Origin of the sequence: Streptomyces sp. NPDC006012 (genome assembly GCF_042871185.1) — a bacterium.
Taxonomy (GTDB): Bacteria; Actinomycetota; Actinomycetes; order Streptomycetales; family Streptomycetaceae; genus Streptomyces.
Window position 1 is genome coordinate 50,772 of sequence record NZ_JBIAIE010000021.1, and the last position, 23,572, is coordinate 74,343.

Below are 23,572 nucleotides of genomic sequence, written 5' to 3' on the forward strand. Positions count from 1 at the left end.
GCCCGGACACCGGCCGTTGCGCCCGGGGGAACGGTTTCCCGCCGACGGGGACCCGCTACGAGCCGACGCCCGCCCGGCGCGGACGGCCGCCACCGCCACCAGCGCCCACACGGCGCGGACCGCCGCCACCACCGCCCGCCGACGCCGACCGCCGCCCCTGCCACCGCCGATGCGCCGTCATCCTCTTGGCCCCACCCCCCTTCCCCCCGCTTCACCCGAACGGCCCGGCTGTGCTGGTCGGCCGTCGTGCGGGGTGGTGGCGTGGGGGGACGTACCGCGTTCCGAGGAGGCAGTCGCGATGAACCGTCCGTCCCGTCCTGTGCGTGTCCTCGCCCCGGTCCTGGCCGCGGGGTCACTGCTGACCGCGGCCGCCTGCGCGAACGACGACGGGGCCTCCGACACCGTGTCCGTCTCGCCCGCCGCGGAACGGTCCCCGAGCCCGTCCGCCACCCCGGCGCTGACCAGGGCGGGCGCGAAGGCCGCGCTGATCACCACCGCCGACCTCGAAGGCCACTGGACGCAGGCCAACGACGCGGCCTCCTGGCGCACCACGCTGCTGGTCGACAAGGTCGATGTCGCCGCGTTCCTCAAGGCGAAGACCAGCGCCGCCGAATGCCAGCGGCTCCTCGACAGCCTGTACTCCGACAGCCTGCTGGGCCGCGCGTCCGGCGGCTCGGCACTCACCGGCTTCACCGATCCGCACTCCCGACTGCTGTACCAGGTCGGCGACTACGGCCGGGACTCGCTGACGAAGACCCTCGACTGGCTGGGCAGCCTGCCGAAGAAGTGCGACCAGTTCACCGCGACCGGCTCCGACGGCAGCGAGCGGACCGTCCAGGTGGTGGCCGCCGGTCTGCCCGCCGTGGTCGACGCCCGGGAAGGGGTCACCGTGACGGTGCGGGGCACCGCCGGCGGGCAGCCGACCACCCTCACCCTGGACGTCGCGGCGCTGCGGGTGGGTGCGTCCGGGGCAGCCGTCACCAACGGCGGCCCCGTCGGTGCCCGGCACAAGACCACCGAGACGGCCGTACGGGAGGGGGCGCGGCGGCTGACGGACGTCCTCGCCGGGAGGACCCCGACGGCGAACCCCAGCCTGCTCGACTGACAGTGAGGATGTGACGTGGTGACACTGTGGGTGGGTCTGACCCTCCGGCTGAGGCGTGGCTGCTGACGTCCCGCCGCCAAGAGATTCCACGCCAGAATTCCGTCCGAGAATCCGACCAGGAGAACGCAAAGATCTCGCAAGAGACCGTCAAATGACCGAGGGCTCGGAATAACCGCGATGCACACCCGGGTTGCGCCCGTCATGCAGACGACCGCAGGTTATCGCGAGCCTGCCATCGTGAGGTGCCTGTTGGCCGCCTCACTGGGCGCCGTCGACGACGGACTGTAAGTCCCGTACATCCTCGTATGCCCTGATGGGTATGCGCTCGTCACTGCCCTTGTGCTGCCGCCGGTCCTCCCCCGATCGATGACGTCGGCCCGCACCCCGCCCCACGGTCCGGCTGCTTCCCACCGCGTCTCCGTGACACCCGTGCGCCCGCCGCACGGCCGCATCGGCGACCGCCGCGCGAGCCCGGACCGTTCTGCCCTGACGGAGTTCCCTGCCGCCATGACCACACCCGCGACCACCGCCCCGATACCCGCACAGCGCAGGCAATGGCTGCGCCGTACTTCCGTTCCCACCGCCCCTCCCCCGGCACCCGCCGATCCCCCGCAGCCGGCCGTGCTCGCGGTGGGCGGTGTTCTCGCCGTCGGCCTCGCCCTGTGGGTCTGGCTCGGCCAGGGCCCGCGTGAACTGGCCCTCTTCGCCCTCGGTCTCGCCCTCGGCGTCGGCCTGTTCCACTCCCGGTTCGGGTTCACCTCCGCCTGGCGGCAGTTGGTCGCCGTCGGCCAGGGCCGGGCGCTGCGGGCCCACGCGCTGCTGCTCGGCACGGCGAGCATCCTGTTCGCCCCCATCCTGGCGGCCGGGGCGGGCTTCGGAGGGGTCCACGCGACCGCGTCCGTCGCCCCGTTCGGTCTGAGCGTGGCGATCGGCGCGTTCCTGTTCGGCATCGGAATGCAGTTGGGCGGGGCGTGCGCCTCCGGCACTCTCTTCGCGGTCGGCAGCGGCCAGAGCGCCATCGTGCTGACGCTGCTCGGGTTCGTCGCCGGCGGTACGACCGCTGCCGCCACCTCGGGGCTCTGGACGGCGCTGCCCTCGCTCGGGAACCTGTCGCTGAACACCAGCCTCGGCTACGGCGGTGGACTCGCGGTGACGCTGGCCGTCCTGGCGCTCATCGTCGCGGGCACCTACTGGGTGGAGCGCCGCCGCACCCCTCCGCCGGTGGCATCGGTGCCCGCCGCCCGCGGCTTCGCCCGGATCGTGCGGGGCAGTTGGCCGCTGTGGGTCGGCGCGCTGGTCCTCGCGGGCCTGAACGCGCTGGTGCTGCTGACCTCCGGTTCCGCGTGGGGCATCACCTCCGCCTTCGCACTGTGGGGCTCGAAGATCTGGGGCGCGCTCGGCGGCGACCCGTCCGGCTGGACGTTCTGGTCGGGGCCCAGCGCGGCGACGCTGCACGGTTCCGTCCTCGCCAACACCACCTCGCTCACCGACATCGGCATCATGGTGGGCGCGCTCGTCGCGTCGGCGGCGGCCGGGGCGTTCACCCTGCACCGGCGCATCCCGCTCCGGCTGGCGACCGGCGCCGTGCTCGGCGGCGTCATCATGGGCTACGGCTCGCGCATGGCGTACGGCTGCAACATCGGCGCCTATCTGGACGGCATCGCCTCCGGCAGTCTGCACGGCTGGCTCTGGGCGGCCACCGCCCTCATGGGCACCTGGGTCGGGTTGAAGCTGCGGCCGCTGTTCGGGCTCACCAATCCGAAGCCGACCGACGGCGTGTGCTGAGCACGCCGGGAGACCCCCAGCCGCGGACGGTCTCCCGGCAGGAGGTCGCCTTCCCGGAGGCGGTGTTCGCCCGCGGTACCGCCATCGACGTCAACAGCGCTTCGCGGCAGCGCACTTGAGAGACCCGGCCGCGCCGCGGATCCCGGTCCGGCCGCTGCCTCGGCGGGTTCGTCGCCCCTCAGGTGCCCTCGGCCGATCGTCGTCGCACGGCGTCGGCGACCACCGCGGTCACGAACCTGTCGACGGCCTCGGCGGACGGCGGCCCGGGGTCGCGGTCCGCGAACAGGAGATGCCCGCCGCCGACCAGGGACAGGGTGAGCGAGTCGACGTCGGTGTCGGCGGCGATGCGGCCCCGGTCGCGCTCGTCGGCAAGATAGGCGGAGACGGCAGTCGTGGCCTGGGCGAGGATCGCGATGCCCCCTCCGGGCCTGGCCAGGCGCAGCCGTGCCCGCAGCTCGTCCCGGAAGGTGATGAGCGGGATGATCGCCACCGGAACCGGCCCGAACAGGGTGGTCAGCGCGCTGGTGAGGTTGCCTGCCACCGTCCCGGTGCCGGCGGACTCGCGCAGCGCACCCGCCTGGGCTTCGAGCTGTGCGGCGCGGTCGAGCACGAGGTCGGCGAGGAAGGCGTCGAAGTCGGCGAAGTGCCGGTGCAGCACGCCCTTGGCGCAGCCCGCCTCGTCGGTGACGGCCCGGCTGGTCAGCCCGTTCGGCCCGTCCCGCAGCAGCACGCGTTCGGCGGCGTCGAACAGTTGCTGCCGCGCGTCGCGCAGGTGCACCCCAGTCGGCACTGTTCACAGCTCCTCTCGTACGTCGGTCCGCTGGCGACCACGTACTTAGTGGGCGGGCGCCCACTAAGGTGGGCGCCCGCCCATTCTACCGCGAGACCCCTCCGCGCCCACCCACGCACCACCGCACCAGGCCCGGCAGCTCGCCGAGTCGTTCGGCACGGACGCGCAGCGCTACGACCGGGCCCGGCCCGGCTACCCCGACGCCCTGGTGGCGCGGATCGTCGCCGCGAGCCCGGGTCCCGACGTGCTCGACGCCGGCTGCGGCACCGGCATCGCGGCCCGCCCGTTCCAGGCCGCCGGCTGCGGACGGTTCACTATGAACAACACCACCCTGGCGGTGACCGCCGCACGCGCCACAACGCCCTGAGTCACCGGCCCCGGCCGGTGCCGGAACAACCGAAAGGCCGTACCGGTGAGCCCCGATACGGCCTTCGACCTGCCGTGTGCAAGTCGGGACGACAGGATTTGAACCTGCGACCCCTTGACCCCCAGTCAAGTGCGCTACCAAGCTGCGCCACGTCCCGGTGCGATGCCACGCGCTGCGTTCGGCGTGATCTCGCAGGTAAACCCTACCGCACGGGGACAGGTGCCGATGCCGGTCGCGCCGCGACGAGGCCGTTCCGCCAGCGGGCGACCCGTACGACGGGGACGCCCGCGAGACACCGTGCGCCGGGCGCGGGATCAGCCTGTGCGGTCGGGGGGCGCCGCCGTGGTGCCCCTGATCTCCAGCGCCGGTGTGGCCAGGTGCACCCGGCCGACGCCTCCGGGCCGCTCGAAGCGGTCGAGGAGGAAGCGGGCGGCCCGGTGTCCGACCTCGTGCGGTGCCGGGTCGACGGTGGTGAGCCAGACGTGCCGCAGCCGGGCGATGCTGGTGTTGTCGTACCCGGTCACCGAGAGGTCCCCGGGCACTGCGAGGCCCAGTTCGGCGGCCGCCGACAGCACGCCGACAGAGGTGATGTCGTTGACCGCGAAGACGGCGGTGGGCCGGCCGGGACGGCTGAGCAGCCGCACGGCGGTGCGGTAGCCGCCCTCCTCGGTCATGTCGCCGAGGGCGACGAGCGCGCCGTCCGCGAGCCCGTGCGCGCGCATCGTGGCCTCGAAGCTGCGCCGCCGCAGGTCGCCGACGGCTCCGTAGCCCGCGATGTGGGCGATGCGCCGGTGGCCGAGCCGGACGAGGTGTTCGGTGGCGAGGCGCGCGCCCGTCTCGTCGTCACCGGCCACCAGGTCCACGCCCGGCGGGGCCGGCTCCCGGGCGCCCGCGACGACCACCGGGAGGCGCTCCGCCACGGCGTCGAGCACCGCCGGATCGGGCAGGGTGCCGACCACCACCAGGCCGTCGACCCCGAGGTCCAGGAAGGGGCCGGTGAGCCGGCCGCCGGTGCGGCGGCTCAGCCGGGCATCGGCGAGCAGCATGTGCAGGCCGCCCGCGTGCAGCAGGGAGTTCAGGCCGTCGAGCAGGTCGACGAACCAAGGGTTGCGCAGGTCGTTGAGGAGCACGCCGACGGTGCGCGAGCGCTGCTCGCTGAGGCTGCGCGCGGCGGCGTTCGGCCGGTAGCCGAGTTCGCGCACGGCCCTGAGTACGGCCTCGCGCTTCTCGGGGCGCACCTGGCCGGAGCCACGCAGCACCAGGGAGACGAGCGACTTGGAGACTTGGGCCCGCTCGGCGACGTCGCGGATGGTCGGCGGCCTCATGCCCTGGACCGTTCCATGCGCCGGGACGGTTGTCAAAGGGCTTGACACCAGGTTTGTCCGCCTCTCAGGGTGACCTGGACAGGGTATGGACCGGTCCAAAGAGGGGCTGTCATGGTGGATGCGCTCGGTGTCGCCGTCGTCGGGTTCGGCTGGATGGGCCGGGTGCACACCCAGGCGTACGCCCGTCTCCCGCACCACTATCCGCAGCTCGCCCTGCGGCCCCGGCTGATCACCGTCGCCGACGAGGCGCCGGGTCGCGCCGAGGAGGCCGCCGCGCAGTTCGGGTTCGTCTCGGCGGCCCGGGACTGGCGCGAGGTGGCGGCGGACCCCCGCGTGCAGGCGGTCAGTGTCACCGCGCCGAACTTCCTGCACCGGGAGATCGGCGTCGCGATGGCCGAGGCGGGCAAACACCTCTGGATCGAGAAGCCGGTGGGCCTGACCGCCGAGGACGCGCGGGCGGTGGCCGATGCCGTCGCCAGGGCCGGGGTGCAGGGCACCGTCGGCTTCAACTACCGCAACGCGCCGGCCGTCGAGAGCGCCCGCGAGCTGATCGCCTCGGGCGGGATCGGCACGGTCACCCATGTCCGCATCCGTCTGTTCAGCGACTACGCGGCGCATCCGGACGGCGCTCTGACCTGGCGCTACGAGCGTGCGCGCGGCGGCAGCGGGGTCCTCGGCGACCTCGCCTCGCACGGCGCCGACCTGGCCCGCTTCCTGCTCGGCGACATCGCGTCGCTGACCGCCGACACCGCGGTCTTCATCCCGGAGCGGGCCCGTCCCACGGGGGCCACCGCGGGACACGCGCTCGCCTCGGGCGGCGCACCTGGCCCGGTGGAGAACGAGGACTACGTCAGCTGTCTGCTGCGCTTCGCCTCCGGCGCCCGCGGCGTCCTGGAGGCATGCCGGGTCTCGGTCGGCGAGCAGAACAACTACGGGTTCGAGGTGCACGGCACCAAGGGCGCGGTGTTCTGGGACTTCCGCCGGATGAACGAGCTGGCGATCAGCCAAGGCTCCACATATCAGGATCAACCGGTCAGCACGGTGTACGTCGGCCCCGGCCAGGGCGAGTTCGGCGCCTTCCAGCCGGGGGCGGCCAACGCCATGGGGTACGACGACCTCAAGGTGGTCGAGGCGTCCCGGTTCCTGCGTTCGATCGCCGAGGGCACCCCGTACGGCACCACTCTCGCGGACGCGGTGCGCAGCGCCGCCGCGCTGGACGCGATGGAACGGTCCGCGGCGACCGGGTCCTGGGTCAACCTGCCGGCGTCGTAGGCAGGTTGTACGGGGTGACCACCTGGATCGCCGACGGCAGGGTGGGCCCCGCGGGCGGCAGCGCGCCGTGCGCGCGCATCACCAGGTGACAGGCTTCACGCAGATCGTGCCGCAGGTCGTGGTGGAGCACCGCGGACAGCCTGTGCTCACGCAGCAGCCGGGTGTTGTCGTGGTCGAGGTCGTGCGCGACGAAGACCGCGCACTCCCGGCCCAGGTCCGCGAAGGCCCGCAGGGTGGCGATGTTGCCGCCGCCGATCGAGTAGACCGCGCGGATCTCCGGGTCGCGTTCCAGGGCGGCCCGCACCAGGTCGTACTGCGTGGCGTCCAGGCCCTGGCCCTCGGCGATCTCGACGAGCGTGCGCTCCGGGTGCAGGGCCCGCATGGTGGCGCGGAATCCCATCTCGCGCTCCTCCTCGTTGCGGAAGAAGCCGCTGCTCAGACTGGTCAGCACATTGCCGGGCCGGTCACCGAGCCACTGGCCGGTGAGATAGGCGGCCGTGGCGCCGGCCGCCCGGTTGTCGATGCCGACGTAGCCGAGCCGGCCGCTGGCGGGCAGGTCGGTCACCAGTGTGACCACCGGAATGCCCGCGGCGGTCAGCCTGCCGACGGCCGCGGTCACCTCGGGGACGTCGGGCGCCTTCAGGATCACGCCCTGCGAGCCGCGCCGTGCTATCCGGTCCAGCGTGGCGACCTGCTCGGCGGCCGGGCCGGTTTCCCGGAAGTGGAAGCGGGAGCGCAGCACGGCCGGATGCAGCGACGGCAGCTCGGCCTCCAGGGCGGCGCGCACGGCGGTGGTGAACCGCTCGGGTGCCTGCATCACGATGTCGACCATGAAGGTCCGCCCGACGAGCCGCACCTGGGTGCGCTGCCGGTCCAGGTCGGCGATGGCCCGGTGCACCTCCTGCGCGGTGTTGTCCCGCACCCCTCCCCGGCCGTTCAGCACACGGTCCACGGTGGCCTCGCTCACACCTGCCTGACGTGCGATCTCACGAAGGGGGAAGGGATGGCCCACGGGAAACGGACTCCTGAATTCCTTGAGGGGTTTTTGATGGGTTGCTGCTGGTTGTTCGACGGGTTTGTACTGACAAGAATGGCATCGCGTCACCCCCGTGCCCGAATGCACCCCCCTGACCGACGGCACACCCCTTCCCCGACCGCACGCACGTCACCCCCTATGACCGCACGCACGTCACTCCGTGACCGAAAGAAGGACACCGATGTCTTTCGCCACCGCGCAGGGCCGTGCCTGGCTGTCCGAAGCGGACTGCGATCTCGCCGCCCTCCAGGCCCTGGTCGGCCGGTCCACGCCGCTGGCCGACTACCCGTACGCCTCCTCGGTCGAGCGGAACGTCCTCGTCTACGACAGCGCACGGCTGCGGGGGGCCGGCGACCGGCGCGCGGTCGCGGCGGAACTGGCCCGCGCGCTGTCCGACGGCCCCGGTGTCGTGGTCTTCCGGCATGCCTTCCCCGACCACTCGGTCGTCGACCGGGCGACCGAGGTGTTCGACGCGCTGATCGCGGAGCAGCGGGCCGAGGGGCTGACGGCCGGCGACCACTTCGCCCGGCCGGGTGCGAACGACCGGGTGTGGAACGCGCTGGAGAAGGCGGCCCTGTACGACCCGGAGGCGTTCGCCGACTACTACGCCAACGACATCCTGGCCCTGGCCTCGACGGCCTGGCTCGGCCCCGGCTACCAGGTCACTTCGCAGGTCAACGTGGTCAACCCGGGTGGGGCGGCCCAGTCCCCGCACCGCGACTACCACCTCGGCTTCCTCGGCAACGAGGCCGCCGCCTATCCGGCGCATGTGCACCGCCTCTCCCCCGCCCTCACGCTCCAGGGCGCGGTCGCCCACCGCGACATGCCGGCCGAGTCGGGGCCGACGCTCTATCTGCCGTACTCGCAGCAGTACGAGCCCGGATACCTGGCCTGGCGGCTGCCAGAGTTCCGGGCGTACTTCGAGGAGCACCACGTACAGCTGCCGCTCGCCAAGGGCGACGCGGTCTTCTTCAACCCCGCGGTCTTCCACGCCGCCGGTTCGAACCGCTCCGCGGACATCCGCCGGATGGCCAACCTCCTCCAGGTGTCGTCGGCGTTCGGGCGGGCGATGGAGACGGTGGACCGGCAGGCCGTGGTGAACGCGGTCTTCCCGGTGTTGCTGAAGCGCCGCGCCGAGGGCGCGGGCGAGGAGTGGCTGGAGCATGTGATCGCCGCGAGCGCCGACGGCTATCCGTTCCCCACCGACCTGGACAACGATCCGCCGCTCGACGGCCTGGCCCCGCCCAGCCAGGCGGACGTCGTACGGCGGGCGGTCCGCGAGGAGTGGACCCCACGGGCGCTGCGGGACGAACTGCGGTCCGGCGCCGAGCGGCGTGCCGGCTGAAAGGACAGTGATCCATGGGACTCCTCGACGACAAGGTCGTCCTCGTCAACGGCGGCAGCCAGGGCCTGGGCGCCTCGATCGCGCGGGCCGCGGTCCGCGAGGGCGCGGCCGTCACCGTGACCGGGCGGCGCCCCGAGCCGGGCGAGGCGCTGGTGGCCGAGCTGTCCGCGGCCGGCGGCAGGGCGCGCTATCTGCGCGCCGACCTCGCCGACGCCGGACAGGCCAAGGCGGCCGTGGCGGAGGTGACCGCCGCCCACGGCCGGATCGACTGCCTGGTGAACTCGGCGGGACTCACCGCGCGCGGCACCCTGCTGGACACCACTCCCGAGCTGTTCGACGCGCACGTCGCGATCAATCTCAAGGCGCCGTTCTTCGCCATGCAGGCGGCGGTCGCCGACATGGTGGCACGCGGGGCGCCCGGGACGATCGTCAACATCATCACCTCCGCGGCGCACGGCGGGCAGCCGTTCCTCGCCCCCTACGTCGCCGCCAAGGCGGGGCTGGTCGGGCTGACCCGCAACGCGGCGCACGCCCACCGCTGGGACCGGATCCGGATCAACGGCCTGAACATCGGCTGGACGGACACCGAGGGCGAGGACGCCACGCAACGCGCATTCCACGGCGCCGGGGACGACTGGCGCGAGCAGGGCGCGGCCCGGCTGCCGATGGGCAAGCTCGGCCGGCCCGACGAGATCGCCGATTTCGTGGTGTTCCTGCTGTCCGAGCGTTCCGGGGTGGTCACCGGTTCGGTGATCGACTGGGACCAGAACGTCCTCGGCGCGGCCGACTAGCCACCCAGCACAACCGTCCGGGCCACCGTCCGTCGACACCACACTGCCCCCTCAGCCCAACTGCACCTTCAGCCCCAACCGCACCACCCTGCACAGCACCAAGGAGTTGCACGACCATGCGCATCGGAATCCTCGGCCTCGGCCGCATCGGCGCCTTCCACGCCGAGACCCTGTCCGGACTGGACGCGGTCGAGTCCCTCGTCGTGGCGGACCCGTTCACCGACGCCGCCAAGACCGCCGCGGAGCGGTTCGGGGCCGAGGTCGCCGACTCGCCCGAGGCCGTCCTGGCCGCCGGCGTGGACGGCCTCGTCGTGGCGGCGGCCACCGACGCTCACCCGGACCTGATCCGGGCCGGCGTCGAGGCCGGCGTCCCCGTCTTCTGTGAGAAGCCCGTCGCCCGCACGATGACGGAGGGCGTGGCGGTGCTCAAGTCCGTCGCGGGCAGCGACGTACCCGTCCAGATCGGCTACAACCGCCGCTTCGACGCCGGTTTCGTCGCCGCGCGGGCCGCGGTCCAGGCCGGTGAGCTGGGCAAGCTCCACACGGTTCGCTCGACGACGCTGGACCCGGCCCCGCCGCCGGCCGCCTACGTCGCCGCCTCCGGCGGAATCTTCCGTGACTGCAGCGTGCACGACTTCGACATCATCCGCTGGGTGACCGGCCACGAGGTGACCGAGGTGTACGCGGTGGGCGGCAACCGGGGCGCCGACTACATCAAGGAGGCGGGCGACGCCGACACCACCGGCGCGATCCTCACGCTGGACGACGGCACCATCGCGGTCGTCTCCAACAGCCGCCACAACGCCCGGGGTTACGACGTCCGCATGGAACTCCACGGCTTCCGGGACTCCATCGCCGTCGGTCTGGAGGACAAGCTTCCGCTGCGCTCCGTCGAGCCGGGGGTGACCTTCCCGGCCGGCGCCCCGCATGACTTCTTCATGGACCGCTTCGCCGCCGCCTACCGTGCGGAACTGACCGCGTTCACCGAGGTCGTGGCCGGCACCCGGCCCTCCCCGTGCACGATCGAGGACGCCCTGGAGGCCGGCTGGATCGCGGACGCCTGCACCCGGTCGCTGCACGAGCACCGCCCGGTGACGATCGAGGAGATCCGCTCGGCCTGATCCGGGCAGTCCGACGGCACGGCGGGTGCCGATGCCGTGGGCGGCCAAAGACACGCGGTCGCCCACGGGTCCCGGTGAATGTCACAGGCAGTAGCGGACCAGCCAGTCGTCGGGATGGTAGGCGTCGCGGTCCGGGTCCCGGGGCGTGGCCTGTTTCGTCTCCACCGTCTCCCGCGGGTGGACCCGCTCCGGCAGGGTGCCGAATCGGGCGCGGCGCAGGGCGGCCTCGGCCGCCGGGTCCGGGCGCTGCTCCTGTGGTGCCGTGTCCGTGTGGGTCATCCGGTCCTCCCCGTGGCCGGCGAGTGCACTCCTCGTCTCTCTGACGTCTTCACCGGCCGGTGAGTTCCCCGGGAGACGAACCGGGCGAACCCGACGTCCGGCAGTCGCCGGCCGTGCCCACCGGGCACGGCCGGCGCTGTCCGCCGCGGTCCGCCGTGGTCAGGACGCCCCGTCGGGAGACTCCGCGACCGGCGCGGTGCCGTCGCCCGCCTCGGGCAGCTCCGTGACGTCCACTCCGCGGACCTGCGCCAACTCGTGTTTCAGCGCGGTGAGTTCCGCACCGCCTGCCATGTGGTTGGTCAGCTCCTCCAGGGTGATCCCGGAGCGTTCGGCGCTCAGTTCGAGGGTGCCGAGGCGCAGCACGCTGAAGTGGTCGCCGACCAGGTAGGCGTGGTGCGGGTTGTGGGTGATGAAGATGACGCCGAGACCACGGTCACGGGCGACCGCGATGTACTTCAGGACCACGCCGGACTGCTTCACGCCGAGGGCGGCGGTCGGCTCGTCCAGGATCAGCACGCGGGCGCCGAAGTGGACGGCGCGGGCGATGGCGACGCACTGGCGCTGGCCGCCGGAGAGGGTGCCGATGGGCTGCTCCAGGTCGTCCAGGACGATGCCCATGTTGCGCAGTTCCTGGTCGGCGGTCGCCTTCATGCGGGCGATGTCCAGGCGCCGGACGGGCCATGGCCCCTTGGTCAGCTCGGAGCCGAGGAAGAAGTTGCGCCACACCGGCATCAACGGGACGGTCGCCAGGTCCTGGTAGACGGCGGCGATGCCCTTGTCCAGGGCCTCGCGCGGAGTGCTGAAGCGCACCTGCTCGCCGTCCACCAGGAAGTCACCCTCGGTGTGCTGGTGCAGGCCCGAGATGATCTTGATCAGGGTGGACTTGCCGGCACCGTTGTCGCCGAGCACGCAGGTCACCCGGTTCGCGAACACCTTGAGGTCGACCCCGTGCAGGGCGCGGATGTTCCCGTAGGACTTTCCCGCGGCACGGAGTTCGACGAGCGGCCCGTGCTCGGCCGACGCGGCGTCCTGGAGGACGGCGCCATGGGTTCCGGTCGTGTTGCTGGTCATCGGGTCACCTCCGGGTCGCCGTGCGCTGGACCCACAGATTGATGAGGACGGCGCCGAGCAGCATCACGCCGAGGAACGCCTTGAACCAGTCGGGGTTCCAGCCGGCGTAGACGATGCCCTGGTTCACCATGCCGAACATGAAGGCGCCGAAGACCGGGCCGATCGCGGAACCGTAGCCGCCGGTGAGCAGGCAGCCACCGATCACCGCCGCGGCGATGAAGATCAGCTCTTGGCCGACGCCCTCGCCGGACTGCACGGTGTTGAAGGAGAACAGCTGGTGCATGCCGACGAACCAGGCACCGAGGCCCACGGCCATGAACAGCGTGATCTTGGTGAAGTTGACCGGGACACCGACCGCGCGGGCGCTGTCCTTGTTGCCGCCCACGGCGAAGATCCAGTTGCCGTACTTGGTGCGCAGCAGCACCCAGGTGGCCAGGGCGGCGAAGACCAGCCACCACACCACGGTGATCTTCACCTGGACGCCGCCGACGTCGAAGGAGGACGCGAAGACCTTTCTCGCCTGGTCGAAGCCGTCCATGTCGCTGATGTCGTCGGTGGCCACGTTGCCGGTGACCAGCTTGGTCACCGCGAGGTTGACGCCTTGCAGGATCAGGAAGGTGCCCAGGGTGACCAGGAAGCTGGGCAGCCCGGTCCTCACCACCATCCAGCCGTTGAACGCGCCGACCGCGAGGGAGACGACCAGGGCGACGATCACGCCCACCCAGACGTTCAGGGTCAGTTGGTAGCTGAGCATGCTCGCGGTCAGGGCGGAGGAGACCACGGCGACGCCCGAGGAGAGGTCGAACTCGCCGCCGATCATCAGCAGCGCCACGGGCAGGGCCATGATGCCGATGGTCGAGGACTGGTAGAGCACGGTGGCCATCGAGCCGCCCTGGCGGACCGCGGGCGCGGCGACCAGGAAGAAGACGAGGACGGCCACCGCCCCCAGGAAGACGCCGACTTCGGGGCGGGCCAAGATCCGCAGCGCCAGGGAGCGTTCGGCGGTACGGCCGTCCCGCCCGCCGGGGCCGGAGGCCGGCGGTGTGCCCGCCGCCGGTTCAGCCTGTTGGGCCATGTTCATCACCGGGTGCCCTTCGCGGCGAACTCGGCGACGCTGTCGACGTTGGACTTGTCGACGAAGGCCGGCCCGGTCAGCACGGGCTGCTCGCCGCCGCCGCTGTAGTTGCCGTTGTTCTTGTACAGCCACAGGGCATCGACGGCGAGGTAGCCCTGCAGATACGGCTGTTGGTCCACCGCGAACTGGATCGTGCCCTTGGAGACCGCCGTGGTCAGGTCCTTGTTCAGGTCGAAGGTGGCGACCTTCGCCTTGCTGCCCGCGTCCGCGACCGACTGGACCGCGGTCAGGGCGTAGGGGGCGCCGAGGGCGACGACGTAGTCGATACCGCTGTCCTGCTTGAGCTTGGCGGTGACCGTCGACTTCACGGACGGCATGTCGGTGCCGTTCACGTACAGCGTCTCCGTGGTGCCGGAGAATGTCTTCTTCACGCCGTCGCAGCGCTGGGTCAGGCCGACATTGCCCTGCTCGTGGATCACGCACACGGCTTTCTTGGCGCCCTCTTCGTTCAGCCGCTTGCCGAGTGCTTCACCGGCCACGGTCTCGTCCTGGCCGAAGAATTCGACAAGGCCCAGGTTCTGCCAGTCGTTCAGGCCGGAATTGAGGCCGACGACGGGAATGTCCGCGGCCTTCGCCTTGCCGAGGACGGCCTTCATGGCGTCGGGCTTGGCGAGCGTGACGGCAATGCCGTCAACCTTCTGGTCAATGGCGTTCTGCACCAGGTTGGCCTGGTTCCCGGCATTCGGATCGGCGGAGTACACCAGCTTGATGTTGTCCTTGGCGGCCGCTGCCTCGGCGCCCTTGCGCACGATGTCCCAGAAGGTGTCGCCCGGGGCCTGGTGGGTCACCAGGGCGACCGTCATGCGGGGAGTCGTGGCCTTGCCCGCGGAGGCGTTCGTCCCCGCGTCTTCGGCCTTCTTCCCGCCGGAGCTGCTCGAACAGCCGGCGAGGGCCAGTGCGGCCGCGGCGGCGACCGCCACCATGGGGGCCAGCCGGCCGGAGCGGGAGCGAGTAGAGCGGTCCATCTTTCCTGCACCTCACTGTGCTACCGAGAAAGGGGCGGATCGCGAAGATCCGCATCCCCGCCCGGGACGGTCCGGGTCGTTTGCTGTGCGCTGGGACGGGATCCAAGTCCGTGGAACGGCCGCTGTCAATGCTTTGTCAAGACATCAATTCAGAACAAGGTCCGAATGTAAATACAAACCATCGACAGCACGGCCCGCACGAACCCCGCCAGAAAGGCGACGACCCCGGTCCGAGGGACAGCCTAAGGATCGACTCGCGTGGCCGAGTCACTCGCGCCCTACGATCTGATCACGATGGGCCGCTTTCCCGATCAAATCGGCCGCGCACGACCTTCCGACTCGACCCATTTTTGGCGACCCGCGACGAAGACGGTCAGCATTCACATCCCCGCGGGGCGCCTCGAAGCCCCGGCCGTCCACGGTCGCCCAGGCCGCCAGGCGCCCGCCACCCACACCCCGTCCAGAGATAAACCAGAACCATCCACCCGAACTCACCGCATAAAATAACAATACGGATAATCCTCACCGGGTCACGCATCCGACCCGAGTGCGGGGCTCTCCCCGCACCGCATCCGGGGGACGGCGGGCGGTCGCCGCGCCGCCGCCGAGGTGTCCGGCCCCGGCTCGACGGGGCCGCGGGCACCACACCGCCCGGCCGTGCGGTGCGGAACGTACGACCGCACGGCCCGCCCCGCCGGGCGTCACGCGCACGCCCGCCGGGCCTCCCGGCCCCCGCCGGCCGCCAAGTGCTGGTCAGGCCATGGTCCTTGGACCGCGCCCCGGCAGGCCCCGCTCGTGTCGGTTACGTTTCGGGCAAGAGATACGCGACCTATTGACGCTGGCTGTACATACGACTGTGATTACGCCCACGATGTTCGGTCGAGTTGGTTTCTGATCGGTTTCGACGACCTTTCGGAGCTGGCTCTCCCCTTGCCCGAACCCCTGCTTTCAGGAGCCGCCATGCGTCACTCCCCGTCAGGCCTGACCGTCCAGGGTCCCAGCCGTCGCTCTCTGCTGCGCGGAGTCGGCGGTACAGCCGTACTCGCCGGCGCCGGCATACCCCTGCTGAGCGCCTGCGGCGGCAGCGGCACGTCTTCTGACCCGAAGACCGTCACCGTGGGCTCCAACGCGTCGGACGCGGTGCCGAAGAAGGCGTTCGAAGAGGTCTACGCGGCCTTCAAGAAGCAGTCCGGCCTCACCGTCGATGTGAACACGAAGGACCACAACACCTTCCAGGAGCAGATCAACTCCTATCTTCAGGGCACTCCTGACGATGTGTTCAACTGGTTCGCCGGGTACCGCATGCAGTTCTTCGCCGCCAAGAAGCTGGCCACCCCGATCGACGACGTGTGGCAGAAGATCGGGGACAACTTCCCCGAGGCGATGAAGAAGCTCAGCAAGGGCGAGGACGGCAAGTACTACTTCCTGCCGATGACGTCGTATCCGTGGGCGGTCTTCTACCGCAAGAGCGTCTTCCAGCAGCACGGTTACACAGTTCCCACCACCTGGGACGCGTTCGTCGCGCTGTGCAAGCAGATGCAGAAGGACGGCCTGGTCCCGATCGCGTTCGGCGACAAGGACGCGTGGCCCGCCATGGGCACCTTCGACCAGCTCAACTTCCGGCTCAACGGCTACGACTTCCACGTCGAGTTGATGGCGGGCAAGACGTCCTGGACCGACGCCAAGGTGCGGGCTGTCTTCGACCACTGGACGGAGATCCTCCCCTACCACCAGGACGGTTTCATGGGCCGCACCTGGCAGGACGCCGCGCAGTCGCTGGTGGCGAAGAAGTCCGGCATGTACCTGCTGGGCAGCTTCGTGGCGCAGCAGTTCACGAACAAGGCGGACCTGGACGACCTGGACTTCTTCGCCTTCCCGGAGATGAACTCCTCGTTCGGCCAGGACACCGTCGAGGCGCCGACCGACGGCTACATGGTCAGCAAGTCCCCGAAGAACCACGCGGGTGTCCTGAAGCTCCTGGAGTACCTGGGCACTCCGGAGGCCGAGCAGACCTACCTCAAGACCGACCCCAGCGTGGTCGCCGCTTCCAGCAAGGCCGACACCTCCTCCTACAGCGCGCTGCAGAAGAAGGCGTTCGACATGATCAGCGGCGCCAAGAGCCTCACGCAGTTCATGGACCGCGACAGCCGCCCGGACTTCACCTCCACGGTGATGCAGCCCTCGCTGCAGAAGTTCCTCCAGAACCCCAAGGGCATCGACACCGTGCTGTCCTCCATCGAGCGCCAGAAGAAGACGATCTTCGCATCCGAATGAGCACCGACATGACCACGGAAACCCCGGAGACGGCCCCGCCGGCTCCGGGGTCCGCATCCAACGCCAAGCGGGCCACCCGTAGCCATCTGCGGCTGCTGACCCGCCGTGACCGGCTCACGCTCGGCCTGATGGCCGGCGTGCCCACGGTCCTGCACGTGGCCCTCGTCTGGGTCACCGCCCTCGCCTCGATCGCACTCGCCTTCACCACCTGGGACGGCATCGGCTTCGACTCGATCAAGTGGGTCGGGCTGCACAACTTCGAGGAGTTGTTCAACAACAACCCGCAGTTCTGGCCGGCCGTCGAGCACAACGTCATCTGGTTCGTGGCGCTCATCCTCATCCCGACGCCGCTCGGCCTCTTCCTCGCCACCCAGCTGGACAAGAAGATCCGCTTCTCCCGGGTCTACCAGACGGCGTTCTTCCTGCCCGTGGTCATCTCCATGGCCTGCATCGGCTTCGTCTGGCAGCTCATCTACAACCCCGACACGGGGCTCATCAACAGCCTGATCGGGGCCAACAAACCCGGTCACTACATCGACTGGATCGGCGACCCCAAGCTGAACCTGTGGGCGGTCCTGATCGCCGCGGCCTGGCGGCACACCGGCTACATGATGATCCTGTACCTGGCCGGGCTGAAGGGCGTCGACCACTCACTGCGGGAAGCCTCGTCGCTGGACGGCGCGGGCGAATGGCAGACGTTCCGGCACGTCGTCTTCCCGACGCTGCGCCCGACCAACACGATCGTCCTGGTCGTCACCATCATCGAGGCGCTGCGCGCATTCGACCTGGTCTTCGTCTTCAACAAGGGTGCGCAGGGCACGGAGTTGCTGTCGATCCTGGTGACCAACAACATCATCGGCGAGTCGAGCCGGATCGGCTACGGTTCGGCGATCGCGGTGGTCCTGCTGGTCATCTCGCTCGCCGTGATCATCCCGTATCTGGTGGCCACCACCCGGAAGGAGCGGCGGTCATGAGCGCCCCCACCCTCGCGGCCGGCGCCGCCCGGCAGCGCACGCCCGTGCGTCCGGCCCGCGTCCTGCTGCACGTGTTCCTCGCGGGCGCCGCGCTGGCCTGGCTCGCCCCGCTGCTGTGGGCGGTCTTCTCCGCCCTGCGTCCGTACGGCGAGACCAGCGAGAAGGGCTATGTGTCCTGGCCGGACAAGCTGAACCTGGACAACTTCACCAACGCGTTCCAGCAGTCGGACATGCTGCACTACTTCGGCAACACGCTGCTGATCGCGGTGCCGGCCGTACTGCTGACGCTGTTCCTGTCCTCCTGTGTCGCGTTCTACGTAGCCCGCTTCGACTTCCGGCTCAACCTGGCGCTGCTGCTGGTCTTCACCGCGGGCAACCTGCTGCCGCAGCAGGTCATCATCACCCCCCTGTACCGGCTGTACCTCCTGGTCGACCTGCCCGGCATCACGGTCAGCGGCAAGCTGTACGACTCGGCGCTCGGCCTGGTCCTCATCCATGTGGCGTTCCAGTCCGGGTTCTGCGCGTTCGTGCTGAGCAACTACATGCGCTCGCTGCCGCACGAGCTGACCGAGGCCGCACTCGTCGACGGCGCCTCGGTGTGGCGGCTGTACTGGCAGATCACGCTGCCGCTGTGCAAGCCGGCGATGGCCGCGCTGGCCACCCTGCTGTCGATCTGGATCTACAACGACTTCTTCTGGGCACTCGTACTGATCTCGACCGGCGAGAACATGCCGATCACGTCGGCCTTGAACAACCTCTCCGGCCAGTACTTCACCGACCCCAACCTGGTCGCCGCCGGTGCGCTGCTCACCGCGATCCCGACGCTGGTCGTGTACTTCCTGCTCCAGCGCCAGTTCGTCAGCGGCCTCACCCTGGGCTCCAACAAGGGCTGACCCGGACGGAGCGGCATGCTCCGACCGGTGACACGGATTCAGCGGGCCCCGTCCGACCGGGCCCGCTGCTCCCGTTTCCGGGCCCTGGTACGCCTTGAGGTCAGAAGCCGCCGAGCGGCGACCGCACCGGACGCCACCACACCAGACGCCTGCTCAGCTGGCATACCGGGAGGTGTCTGCCGATGCCGCCGGCGGCAGCGATGGCGAGGTCACCTGCTCGCTGTTGACGGCGACCTTGTCCGTTCCGGGATCCGGCACCCGCGGCGGAACGCGCGTCTGGATCGCCCTGGCTTTCACGGAATCGCAGCAGAAGCGCTACGGTGCATACGCTTCATGGTCGGCCGTCAGATGTCGCGTCTCCCTCCAGCTTTCGTGCTGCCGGCGTCCACTCCGGAAGCTCGTTTCCACGTCGTGCACCGACTGATGATTTTGGTCATTGCACCGCAGACTTGAGGGTCGGACCACGCCACATGGCATCACCAACAGTATTTCTGCGCCGCCATGTTCCCATCTGGGTGATACCCATGCTTTGGACTCTCTGCCTCGGCATGTGGGGACTGTCCCGGCAGAACAGTGTGTGGCGGGACGAGGCCGCGACCTGGAGTGTGGCTGAGCGATCCACCGCCGAGATAGGGCACTTGCTGGGAAACATCGATGTCGTGCACGGATGTTACTACCTGCTGATGCATGTCCTGTTCGAGCTTTTCGGACCCTCCACGACGACGCTGCGGCTCCCCTCGGTCCTGGCCACCGCGGTGGCGGCGGCCTGTGTCACGGTCATCGGTCAACGGCTGGCCGGGACATGGGCGGGCTTGGCCGGCGGCCTGGCATTCGGGCTGCTTCCGGCCGTGCAGTTCTATCTGCAAGAGGGCCGGCCCTATGCGCTCGTGGCAGCCGGAGCGGGCGTCTCGACCGTGCTGCTTGTGACCACGCTGCAGGGGCGGACGTCGCACTGGGTCGCCTACTTCGGTACTGTTTTGATCTGCGGGCTGCTGAACTGGCTCTCACTCCTTCTCCTGTTGGCGCACCTGGCAACTCTGGCCTGGTCCCGAGCTGCGCGCGCAGTGTGGACACGCTGGAGTGCGGCCTCATTGGCCGCTGCGGCCTGCGTATCACCATTGATCCTCTTCAGCCGGGAACAGTCCGCGCAGGTGGCATGGATACCCCCGCTGACCTGGCACATGATGATTGGTCCGGCGGCCCTGCTGGGGATCGGTGTCGTCGGAGCTCTGTGTGATCGCCCCCGAGCCGGCCAGTTGTCACTGGCAGCCGTCGGACTGCCGCTGTTGGCGGTGCCGCAGATCTGCCTCATCGGTCTTTCTCTCGTCCAGCCATTGTTCCTGGACCGGTACGTCCTCTTCAGCCTGCTCGGGCTCGCACTGCTGATCGGCGCGATCATCGGCTCGGCGGTCACGGCAGCCGCGCCTCGTTTCCCAAGGGCGTCGATGTGGATTCTCCCCCTGGTCGTCGTCGTGGCGATGGCGGCCCTGCTGCCGCAGTCACTGATCAAGAGGTCCCCCCAAAGCCGAGTGGACGACGTCCTGGCCATAGCAGGAAAGGTGCAAAGGCTGAAGAAGACCGGGAGTGCGGTGCTCTTCATCCCGCCGGAGCGCAGGGATGCCGAATTCGTCTCCCCAGGCGCCTTCGCCGGTCTACGAGACATAGCCCTCAAGGAAAGCCCGGAGAAGTCTGGATCGCTGAAAGGCGTGGAGACAAACCCGTCTCAGATTCGCACCGCCATGCTCGACCAGCAACGGATCCTGCTGCTGACCGATTCGGTGGCGAAACCGGTATCCGCCGAACGGGACAGGATGAAGATCTCCGTGCTGAAGAGACACTTCACGGCGGTAGCCGACGTGCGGGTCCGCGGCCGCAGGGTGACGGTGTACGAGCGGACCGAGTCAACCCGTTGACCGCTCGCCCCGGTCCGGAGATCGCACTTCCAGACGCACTCGCACTCGCGGTACGGAAATCCAGGTCAGCCTTCTTTGGAAATCCGCAGGCCAAAGGCTGACCCATGGCCTCTGTCAGGGCAGCGGGCGCAGATCTGAGGATGCTCGTAGGTCTGCGAGGACGGCAGCGTGGTCGGACGGCCACACGCCGTCCACGGGCTCGTCGCCGACGCGACGGACGGAGCTGACGGCCCCAAGTCCTTGAGGGCCTGGTGGGCCGACGTGGATGTAATCGATGCGGACGCCGGGATCGAATGCGGCAGCGACGAAGGGGTTGGCCGCGTTCCAGGTTGCCGAGGGTTGTGCCGGGTCCGCGTATTCCCACGCGTCCAGGAAGACCTGGCCGGGGACGGCAGGTGCCGTCTTTTAGCCGCCGAACTGTCGCACTTCATCGGAGTCGGGAAATGCGTTGAAGTCGCCCGTGACAACGGGCGGGAAGTCGGTTCCACGGCTGTGCGCCGTGACGAACTCGGCGAGGACTGCGACCTGTTGGCAGCGGACCGCGGAGGCATCGACGGCCGAGGTGAGGTGGGTGGTGAAGAACGGGATCCGGTGTGTGGGGGCGTCGATCCGTGTGCAGAGGGCCAGGCGGCCGTCATCGTCGTCGACGCGGGCCGGCAGCTCGATCCTGGCGTGCTACTGGTCCCCAGGAAGGACCAAGGGCCGGTTTCGGATTTCTCCGAAACCGGCCCTGGCCTGTCACTCCTATACGTCGGGACGACAGGATTTGAACCTGCGACCCCTTGACCCCCAGTCAAGTGCGCTACCAAGCTGCGCCACGTCCCGATGCGCTGTCCCGCGGTGATCTGCGTGATCGCGCAGGGAGCACATTACCCCACCGCCCGGGCCGCGCCGAAAACGGCGCCGGGGCCGCCGTACCGGTGGGGCGCGGGGCACCGCCGGGGGACAATCGCCGTATGGGAACCACGGGCGCAACCCCGGGGCGGCCGGCCGGCGCCCGGGACCGGGACGACGCGGGCCGGGCGCGCAACGCACGGCCCCGGGACGGGCTGGGGCGGCCCCTGCCGTACGGCGCGGCGGGCGTGGCACGTCAGCCCGAGGGCATCGTGCGCACACCGCGGCAGACCGTCGCGGAGGCGCAGGCGCTGCTGGACGCGGGCCGGCCATTCCATGCGCACGAGGTGTTCGAGGACGCCTGGAAGTCCGGGCCCGACGACGAGCGCGCCCTGTGGCGGGGGCTGGCCCAGTTGGCGGTCGGGCTCACGCACGCGGCCCGGGGCAACGTTACCGGCGGGGCACGGCTGCTCGGGCGCGGTGCGGCGGTGGTCGAGGAGTGGGCCGCCCGCAGCGGGCGCCTGCGGCCCCACGGGATCGACGTCGCCGGGCTCGCGGCCTGGGCGCGGGAGCTGGCCGGCACGGTCGAGCGGAACCGGGAGCCCGTCGAGGCCGCCGCGCTCGCTCCCCGGCTGCGCGGGCGGCGGACGGCATAGCGCCGGGCGGGACCGCCGTGCACGGACAGCCGCGGGCATGGGGCAGACTCGGGGCGTGCGACGGATTCATGTCATAGGCATCGGCGCGGGCGACCCCGAGCAGCTCACCCTCCAGGCGGTCCGGGCGCTGCGCGAGACCGACGTGTTCTTCCTGCTCGACAAGGGCGAGGTGAAGGGCGACCTGAGCCGGCTGCGCCGGGAACTGCTGGACGCGCACCTTCCGGCCGGTTCGTACCGGCTGGTGGAGGCGCGCGATCCGGAACGGGACCGGGGCGCGGGCGGCGCGGCGTACGCGCCGGCCGTCGGGGACTGGCGCGGTGCGCGCGCCGACATCTACGAGCGGCTGATCACCGGGGAACTGGGCGAGGAGGAGACCGGCGCGTTCCTGGTGTGGGGCGATCCCGCGCTGTACGACAGCACGCTCGGCATCCTGGAGGAGGTGCTGGCCCGGGGTGCGGTGGCCTTCGCGTACGAGGTGGTGCCGGGGATCAGCAGTGTCTCGGCGCTCGCCGCCCGGCACCGCACGGGCCTGAACCGGGTGGGCCGGCCCGTGCAGATCACCACGGGACGGCGCCTTGCCGAGGGCTTTCCCGACGGCGTGGACGACGTGGTGGTGATGCTCGACTCCCAGCAGACGTTCAAGCGGTACGCGGACGACGACATCGACATCTACTGGGGCGCCTATCTGGGCACTCCGGACGAGATCCTGGACTCCGGTCCGGTCGCGGAGGCCGGGCCGCGCATCGAGCGGCTGCGCGCCCTGGCCCGCGAGCGCAAGGGCTGGATCATGGACACGTATCTCCTGCGCCGGAATCGGCGGGACCGCTGACGGCGCCCGGGCGGGAAACGGGGCGGAGTACCGCCGGCGACCGGCTCAGGCCGTCGCCGGCGGCGGGGCGAGGTCCAGCTGCGCCAGTACGGCCGGTACGTCGGGCACCGCCGTCACCCCGGCGGGCAGCGGGGGCCTGCCGACGAGGACGACCGGCAGTCCCAGTTCGCGGGCGGCCGTCAGTTTGGCGGCCGTGGCCGCTCCCCCGCTGTCCTTGGTGACGAGGACGTCGATCCGGTGCCGGCGCAGCAGGGCCGACTCGTCGGACACCGTGAACGGCCCGCGTGCCAGCAGTACTTCGGTGTGCGGCGGCAGCGGCGGCTCGGGCGGCTCCACGGACCGTACGACGAAGTGCACTCCGGTCAGCTGGGCGAAGGCGGCCAGGCCCAGGCGGCCGGTGCTCAGGAAGGCCCGGCGGCCGAGCCCGGGCAGCGCTTCCGCGGCGGCGGCCAGGGACGGGACCGGGTGCCAGCGGTCGCCTTCGCCCGGCCGCCAGCCCGGGCGGCGCACCACCACCAGCGGCACTCCGGCCGTCGCCGCGGCCCGCGCCGCGTGGGCGGTGATCCGGGCGGCGAAGGGGTGCGTGGCGTCCACGAGGGCGTCCACCCGCCGCTCGGCGAGCCAGGCGGCAAGCCCCTCGGCCCCGCCGAACCCGCCGGTGCGCACCTCCCCGGCGACGGCCGCGGGCCGGGTCACCCGCCCGGCCAGCGAGGTGGTCACCCGGAGCCCGGGACGGGCCGCCAGTTCGGCCGCCAGCAGCCGGGCCTCGGTGGTACCGCCGAGAATCAGGACGTGAGCGGGCATGGGAGTGA

21 protein-coding genes, 2 tRNA genes and 2 pseudogenes are annotated in these 23,572 nt (G+C 70.6%); 14 read left to right on the forward strand and 11 right to left on the reverse strand.

Translation table 11 applies throughout. The features are described 5' to 3' along the window. The first annotated feature begins 298 nt into the window (after positions 1–298). From ACFYPJ_RS28865 to ACFYPJ_RS28875, 3 genes are all read left to right on the forward strand, one after another. A complete protein-coding gene (locus ACFYPJ_RS28865; protein WP_389023229.1) occupies positions 299–1,105 on the forward strand; it encodes a hypothetical protein in 807 nt (268 codons plus the stop codon). A gap of 507 nt (positions 1,106–1,612) precedes the next feature. After that, positions 1,613–2,890 (forward strand): YeeE/YedE family protein, encoded by a 1,278-nt coding sequence (locus ACFYPJ_RS28870; RefSeq protein ID WP_389023230.1) that lies wholly within the window; start codon positions 1,613–1,615, stop codon positions 2,888–2,890. Further along, positions 2,884–3,009: a hypothetical protein gene (locus tag ACFYPJ_RS28875; RefSeq protein ID WP_389023232.1), complete on the forward strand. Its 126-nt coding sequence runs from the start codon at positions 2,884–2,886 to the stop codon at positions 3,007–3,009. Before ACFYPJ_RS28870 ends, ACFYPJ_RS28875 begins: the two co-directional genes overlap by 7 nt. Positions 3,010–3,068: 59 nt before the next feature. On the opposite strand, the gene ACFYPJ_RS28880 is transcribed toward ACFYPJ_RS28875, so the two are convergent. Beyond that, complete coding sequence (locus tag ACFYPJ_RS28880) at positions 3,069–3,680, reverse strand: TetR family transcriptional regulator (RefSeq protein WP_389023234.1); 612 nt, start codon at positions 3,678–3,680, stop codon at positions 3,069–3,071. Between the two features lie 82 nt (positions 3,681–3,762). On the opposite strand from ACFYPJ_RS28880, the pseudogene ACFYPJ_RS28885 reads away from it, so the two are divergent. Next, positions 3,763–3,984, forward strand: a pseudogene (locus tag ACFYPJ_RS28885) (SAM-dependent methyltransferase); the annotation flags it as partial. A 146-nt stretch (positions 3,985–4,130) separates the two neighbouring features. Here ACFYPJ_RS28885 and ACFYPJ_RS28890 read toward each other — a convergent pair. Together ACFYPJ_RS28890 and ACFYPJ_RS28895 are read right to left on the reverse strand one after the other, a co-directional pair. Continuing rightward, positions 4,131–4,204 (reverse strand) — tRNA-Pro (locus tag ACFYPJ_RS28890). A gap of 157 nt (positions 4,205–4,361) precedes the next feature. After that, entirely contained in the window at positions 4,362–5,372 is a 1,011-nt protein-coding gene (locus ACFYPJ_RS28895) for a LacI family DNA-binding transcriptional regulator (RefSeq protein ID WP_389023237.1), read from the reverse strand. Between the two features lie 111 nt (positions 5,373–5,483). On the opposite strand from ACFYPJ_RS28895, the gene ACFYPJ_RS28900 reads away from it, so the two are divergent. Continuing rightward, on the forward strand, positions 5,484–6,644 hold the full coding sequence (locus ACFYPJ_RS28900) for a Gfo/Idh/MocA family protein (protein ID WP_389023241.1): 1,161 nt from the start codon (positions 5,484–5,486) through the stop codon (positions 6,642–6,644). On the opposite strand, the gene ACFYPJ_RS28905 is transcribed toward ACFYPJ_RS28900, so the two are convergent. Further along, positions 6,625–7,656, reverse strand: coding sequence for a LacI family DNA-binding transcriptional regulator (locus tag ACFYPJ_RS28905; RefSeq protein ID WP_389023244.1), 1,032 nt, complete (start codon positions 7,654–7,656; stop codon positions 6,625–6,627). The genes ACFYPJ_RS28900 and ACFYPJ_RS28905 overlap by 20 nt on opposite strands. 205 nt (positions 7,657–7,861) lie before the next feature. On the opposite strand from ACFYPJ_RS28905, the gene ACFYPJ_RS28910 reads away from it, so the two are divergent. The 3 genes from ACFYPJ_RS28910 to ACFYPJ_RS28920 all read left to right on the forward strand — a co-directional run bounded on the left by ACFYPJ_RS28910 (position 7,862) and on the right by ACFYPJ_RS28920 (position 10,937). Further along, positions 7,862–9,025, forward strand: a complete 1,164-nt coding sequence (locus tag ACFYPJ_RS28910; RefSeq protein WP_389023247.1) for a phytanoyl-CoA dioxygenase family protein — start codon at positions 7,862–7,864, stop codon at positions 9,023–9,025. A 14-nt stretch (positions 9,026–9,039) separates the two neighbouring features. After that, positions 9,040–9,816: an SDR family oxidoreductase gene (locus ACFYPJ_RS28915; protein ID WP_389023249.1), complete on the forward strand. Its 777-nt coding sequence runs from the start codon at positions 9,040–9,042 to the stop codon at positions 9,814–9,816. Positions 9,817–9,932: 116 nt separating this feature from the next. Beyond that, positions 9,933–10,937 (forward strand): Gfo/Idh/MocA family oxidoreductase, encoded by a 1,005-nt coding sequence (locus ACFYPJ_RS28920; protein ID WP_389023252.1) that lies wholly within the window; start codon positions 9,933–9,935, stop codon positions 10,935–10,937. An 81-nt stretch (positions 10,938–11,018) separates the two neighbouring features. Here the strand turns inward: ACFYPJ_RS28920 and ACFYPJ_RS28925 are convergent, their stop codons facing one another. The 4 genes from ACFYPJ_RS28925 to ACFYPJ_RS28940 all read right to left on the reverse strand — a co-directional run bounded on the left by ACFYPJ_RS28925 (position 11,019) and on the right by ACFYPJ_RS28940 (position 14,387). After that, positions 11,019–11,216 carry a hypothetical protein gene (locus ACFYPJ_RS28925; protein WP_389023255.1) on the reverse strand — a complete coding sequence of 66 codons (198 nt, stop codon included), beginning with the start codon at positions 11,214–11,216 and terminating at the stop codon, positions 11,019–11,021. Between the two features lie 159 nt (positions 11,217–11,375). Beyond that, entirely contained in the window at positions 11,376–12,287 is a 912-nt protein-coding gene (locus tag ACFYPJ_RS28930) for an ATP-binding cassette domain-containing protein (RefSeq protein ID WP_389023258.1), read from the reverse strand. Between the two features lie 4 nt (positions 12,288–12,291). Beyond that, positions 12,292–13,368 carry an ABC transporter permease gene (locus tag ACFYPJ_RS28935; RefSeq protein ID WP_389023261.1) on the reverse strand — a complete coding sequence of 359 codons (1,077 nt, stop codon included), beginning with the start codon at positions 13,366–13,368 and terminating at the stop codon, positions 12,292–12,294. Then, positions 13,368–14,387, reverse strand: a complete 1,020-nt coding sequence (locus tag ACFYPJ_RS28940) for a sugar ABC transporter substrate-binding protein (protein WP_389023264.1) — start codon at positions 14,385–14,387, stop codon at positions 13,368–13,370. Before ACFYPJ_RS28940 ends, ACFYPJ_RS28935 begins: the two co-directional genes overlap by 1 nt. Before the next feature lie 960 nt (positions 14,388–15,347). Here ACFYPJ_RS28940 and ACFYPJ_RS28945 point away from each other — a divergent pair. From ACFYPJ_RS28945 to ACFYPJ_RS28960, 4 genes are all read left to right on the forward strand, one after another. Further along, positions 15,348–16,661, forward strand: a complete 1,314-nt coding sequence (locus tag ACFYPJ_RS28945) for an ABC transporter substrate-binding protein (protein ID WP_389023267.1) — start codon at positions 15,348–15,350, stop codon at positions 16,659–16,661. Then, positions 16,658–17,635, forward strand: coding sequence for a carbohydrate ABC transporter permease (locus tag ACFYPJ_RS28950; RefSeq protein WP_389023270.1), 978 nt, complete (start codon positions 16,658–16,660; stop codon positions 17,633–17,635). The genes ACFYPJ_RS28945 and ACFYPJ_RS28950 overlap by 4 nt, the downstream gene beginning before the upstream one ends. Beyond that, positions 17,632–18,528 (forward strand): carbohydrate ABC transporter permease, encoded by an 897-nt coding sequence (locus tag ACFYPJ_RS28955; protein ID WP_389023273.1) that lies wholly within the window; start codon positions 17,632–17,634, stop codon positions 18,526–18,528. Before ACFYPJ_RS28950 ends, ACFYPJ_RS28955 begins: the two co-directional genes overlap by 4 nt. A 470-nt stretch (positions 18,529–18,998) precedes the next feature. After that, positions 18,999–20,441: a hypothetical protein gene (locus tag ACFYPJ_RS28960; RefSeq protein ID WP_389023276.1), complete on the forward strand. Its 1,443-nt coding sequence runs from the start codon at positions 18,999–19,001 to the stop codon at positions 20,439–20,441. Between the two features lie 114 nt (positions 20,442–20,555). Here ACFYPJ_RS28960 and ACFYPJ_RS28965 read toward each other — a convergent pair. Together ACFYPJ_RS28965 and ACFYPJ_RS28970 are read right to left on the reverse strand one after the other, a co-directional pair. Beyond that, positions 20,556–21,107, reverse strand: a pseudogene (locus ACFYPJ_RS28965) (endonuclease/exonuclease/phosphatase family protein); the annotation flags it as partial. Positions 21,108–21,192: 85 nt separating this feature from the next. Beyond that, positions 21,193–21,266 (reverse strand) — tRNA-Pro (locus ACFYPJ_RS28970). 131 nt (positions 21,267–21,397) lie between these two features. Here ACFYPJ_RS28970 and ACFYPJ_RS28975 point away from each other — a divergent pair. Together ACFYPJ_RS28975 and cobF are read left to right on the forward strand one after the other, a co-directional pair. Further along, positions 21,398–21,931: a DUF309 domain-containing protein gene (locus ACFYPJ_RS28975; protein WP_389023279.1), complete on the forward strand. Its 534-nt coding sequence runs from the start codon at positions 21,398–21,400 to the stop codon at positions 21,929–21,931. A 55-nt stretch (positions 21,932–21,986) separates the two neighbouring features. Next, positions 21,987–22,760, forward strand: coding sequence for a precorrin-6A synthase (deacetylating) (gene cobF / locus ACFYPJ_RS28980; RefSeq protein WP_389023281.1), 774 nt, complete (start codon positions 21,987–21,989; stop codon positions 22,758–22,760). Between the two features lie 45 nt (positions 22,761–22,805). Here cobF and ACFYPJ_RS28985 read toward each other — a convergent pair whose 3' ends face one another. Continuing rightward, positions 22,806–23,564 (reverse strand): cobalt-precorrin-6A reductase, encoded by a 759-nt coding sequence (locus ACFYPJ_RS28985; protein ID WP_389023284.1) that lies wholly within the window; start codon positions 23,562–23,564, stop codon positions 22,806–22,808. Positions 23,565–23,572: the final 8 nt, after the last annotated feature.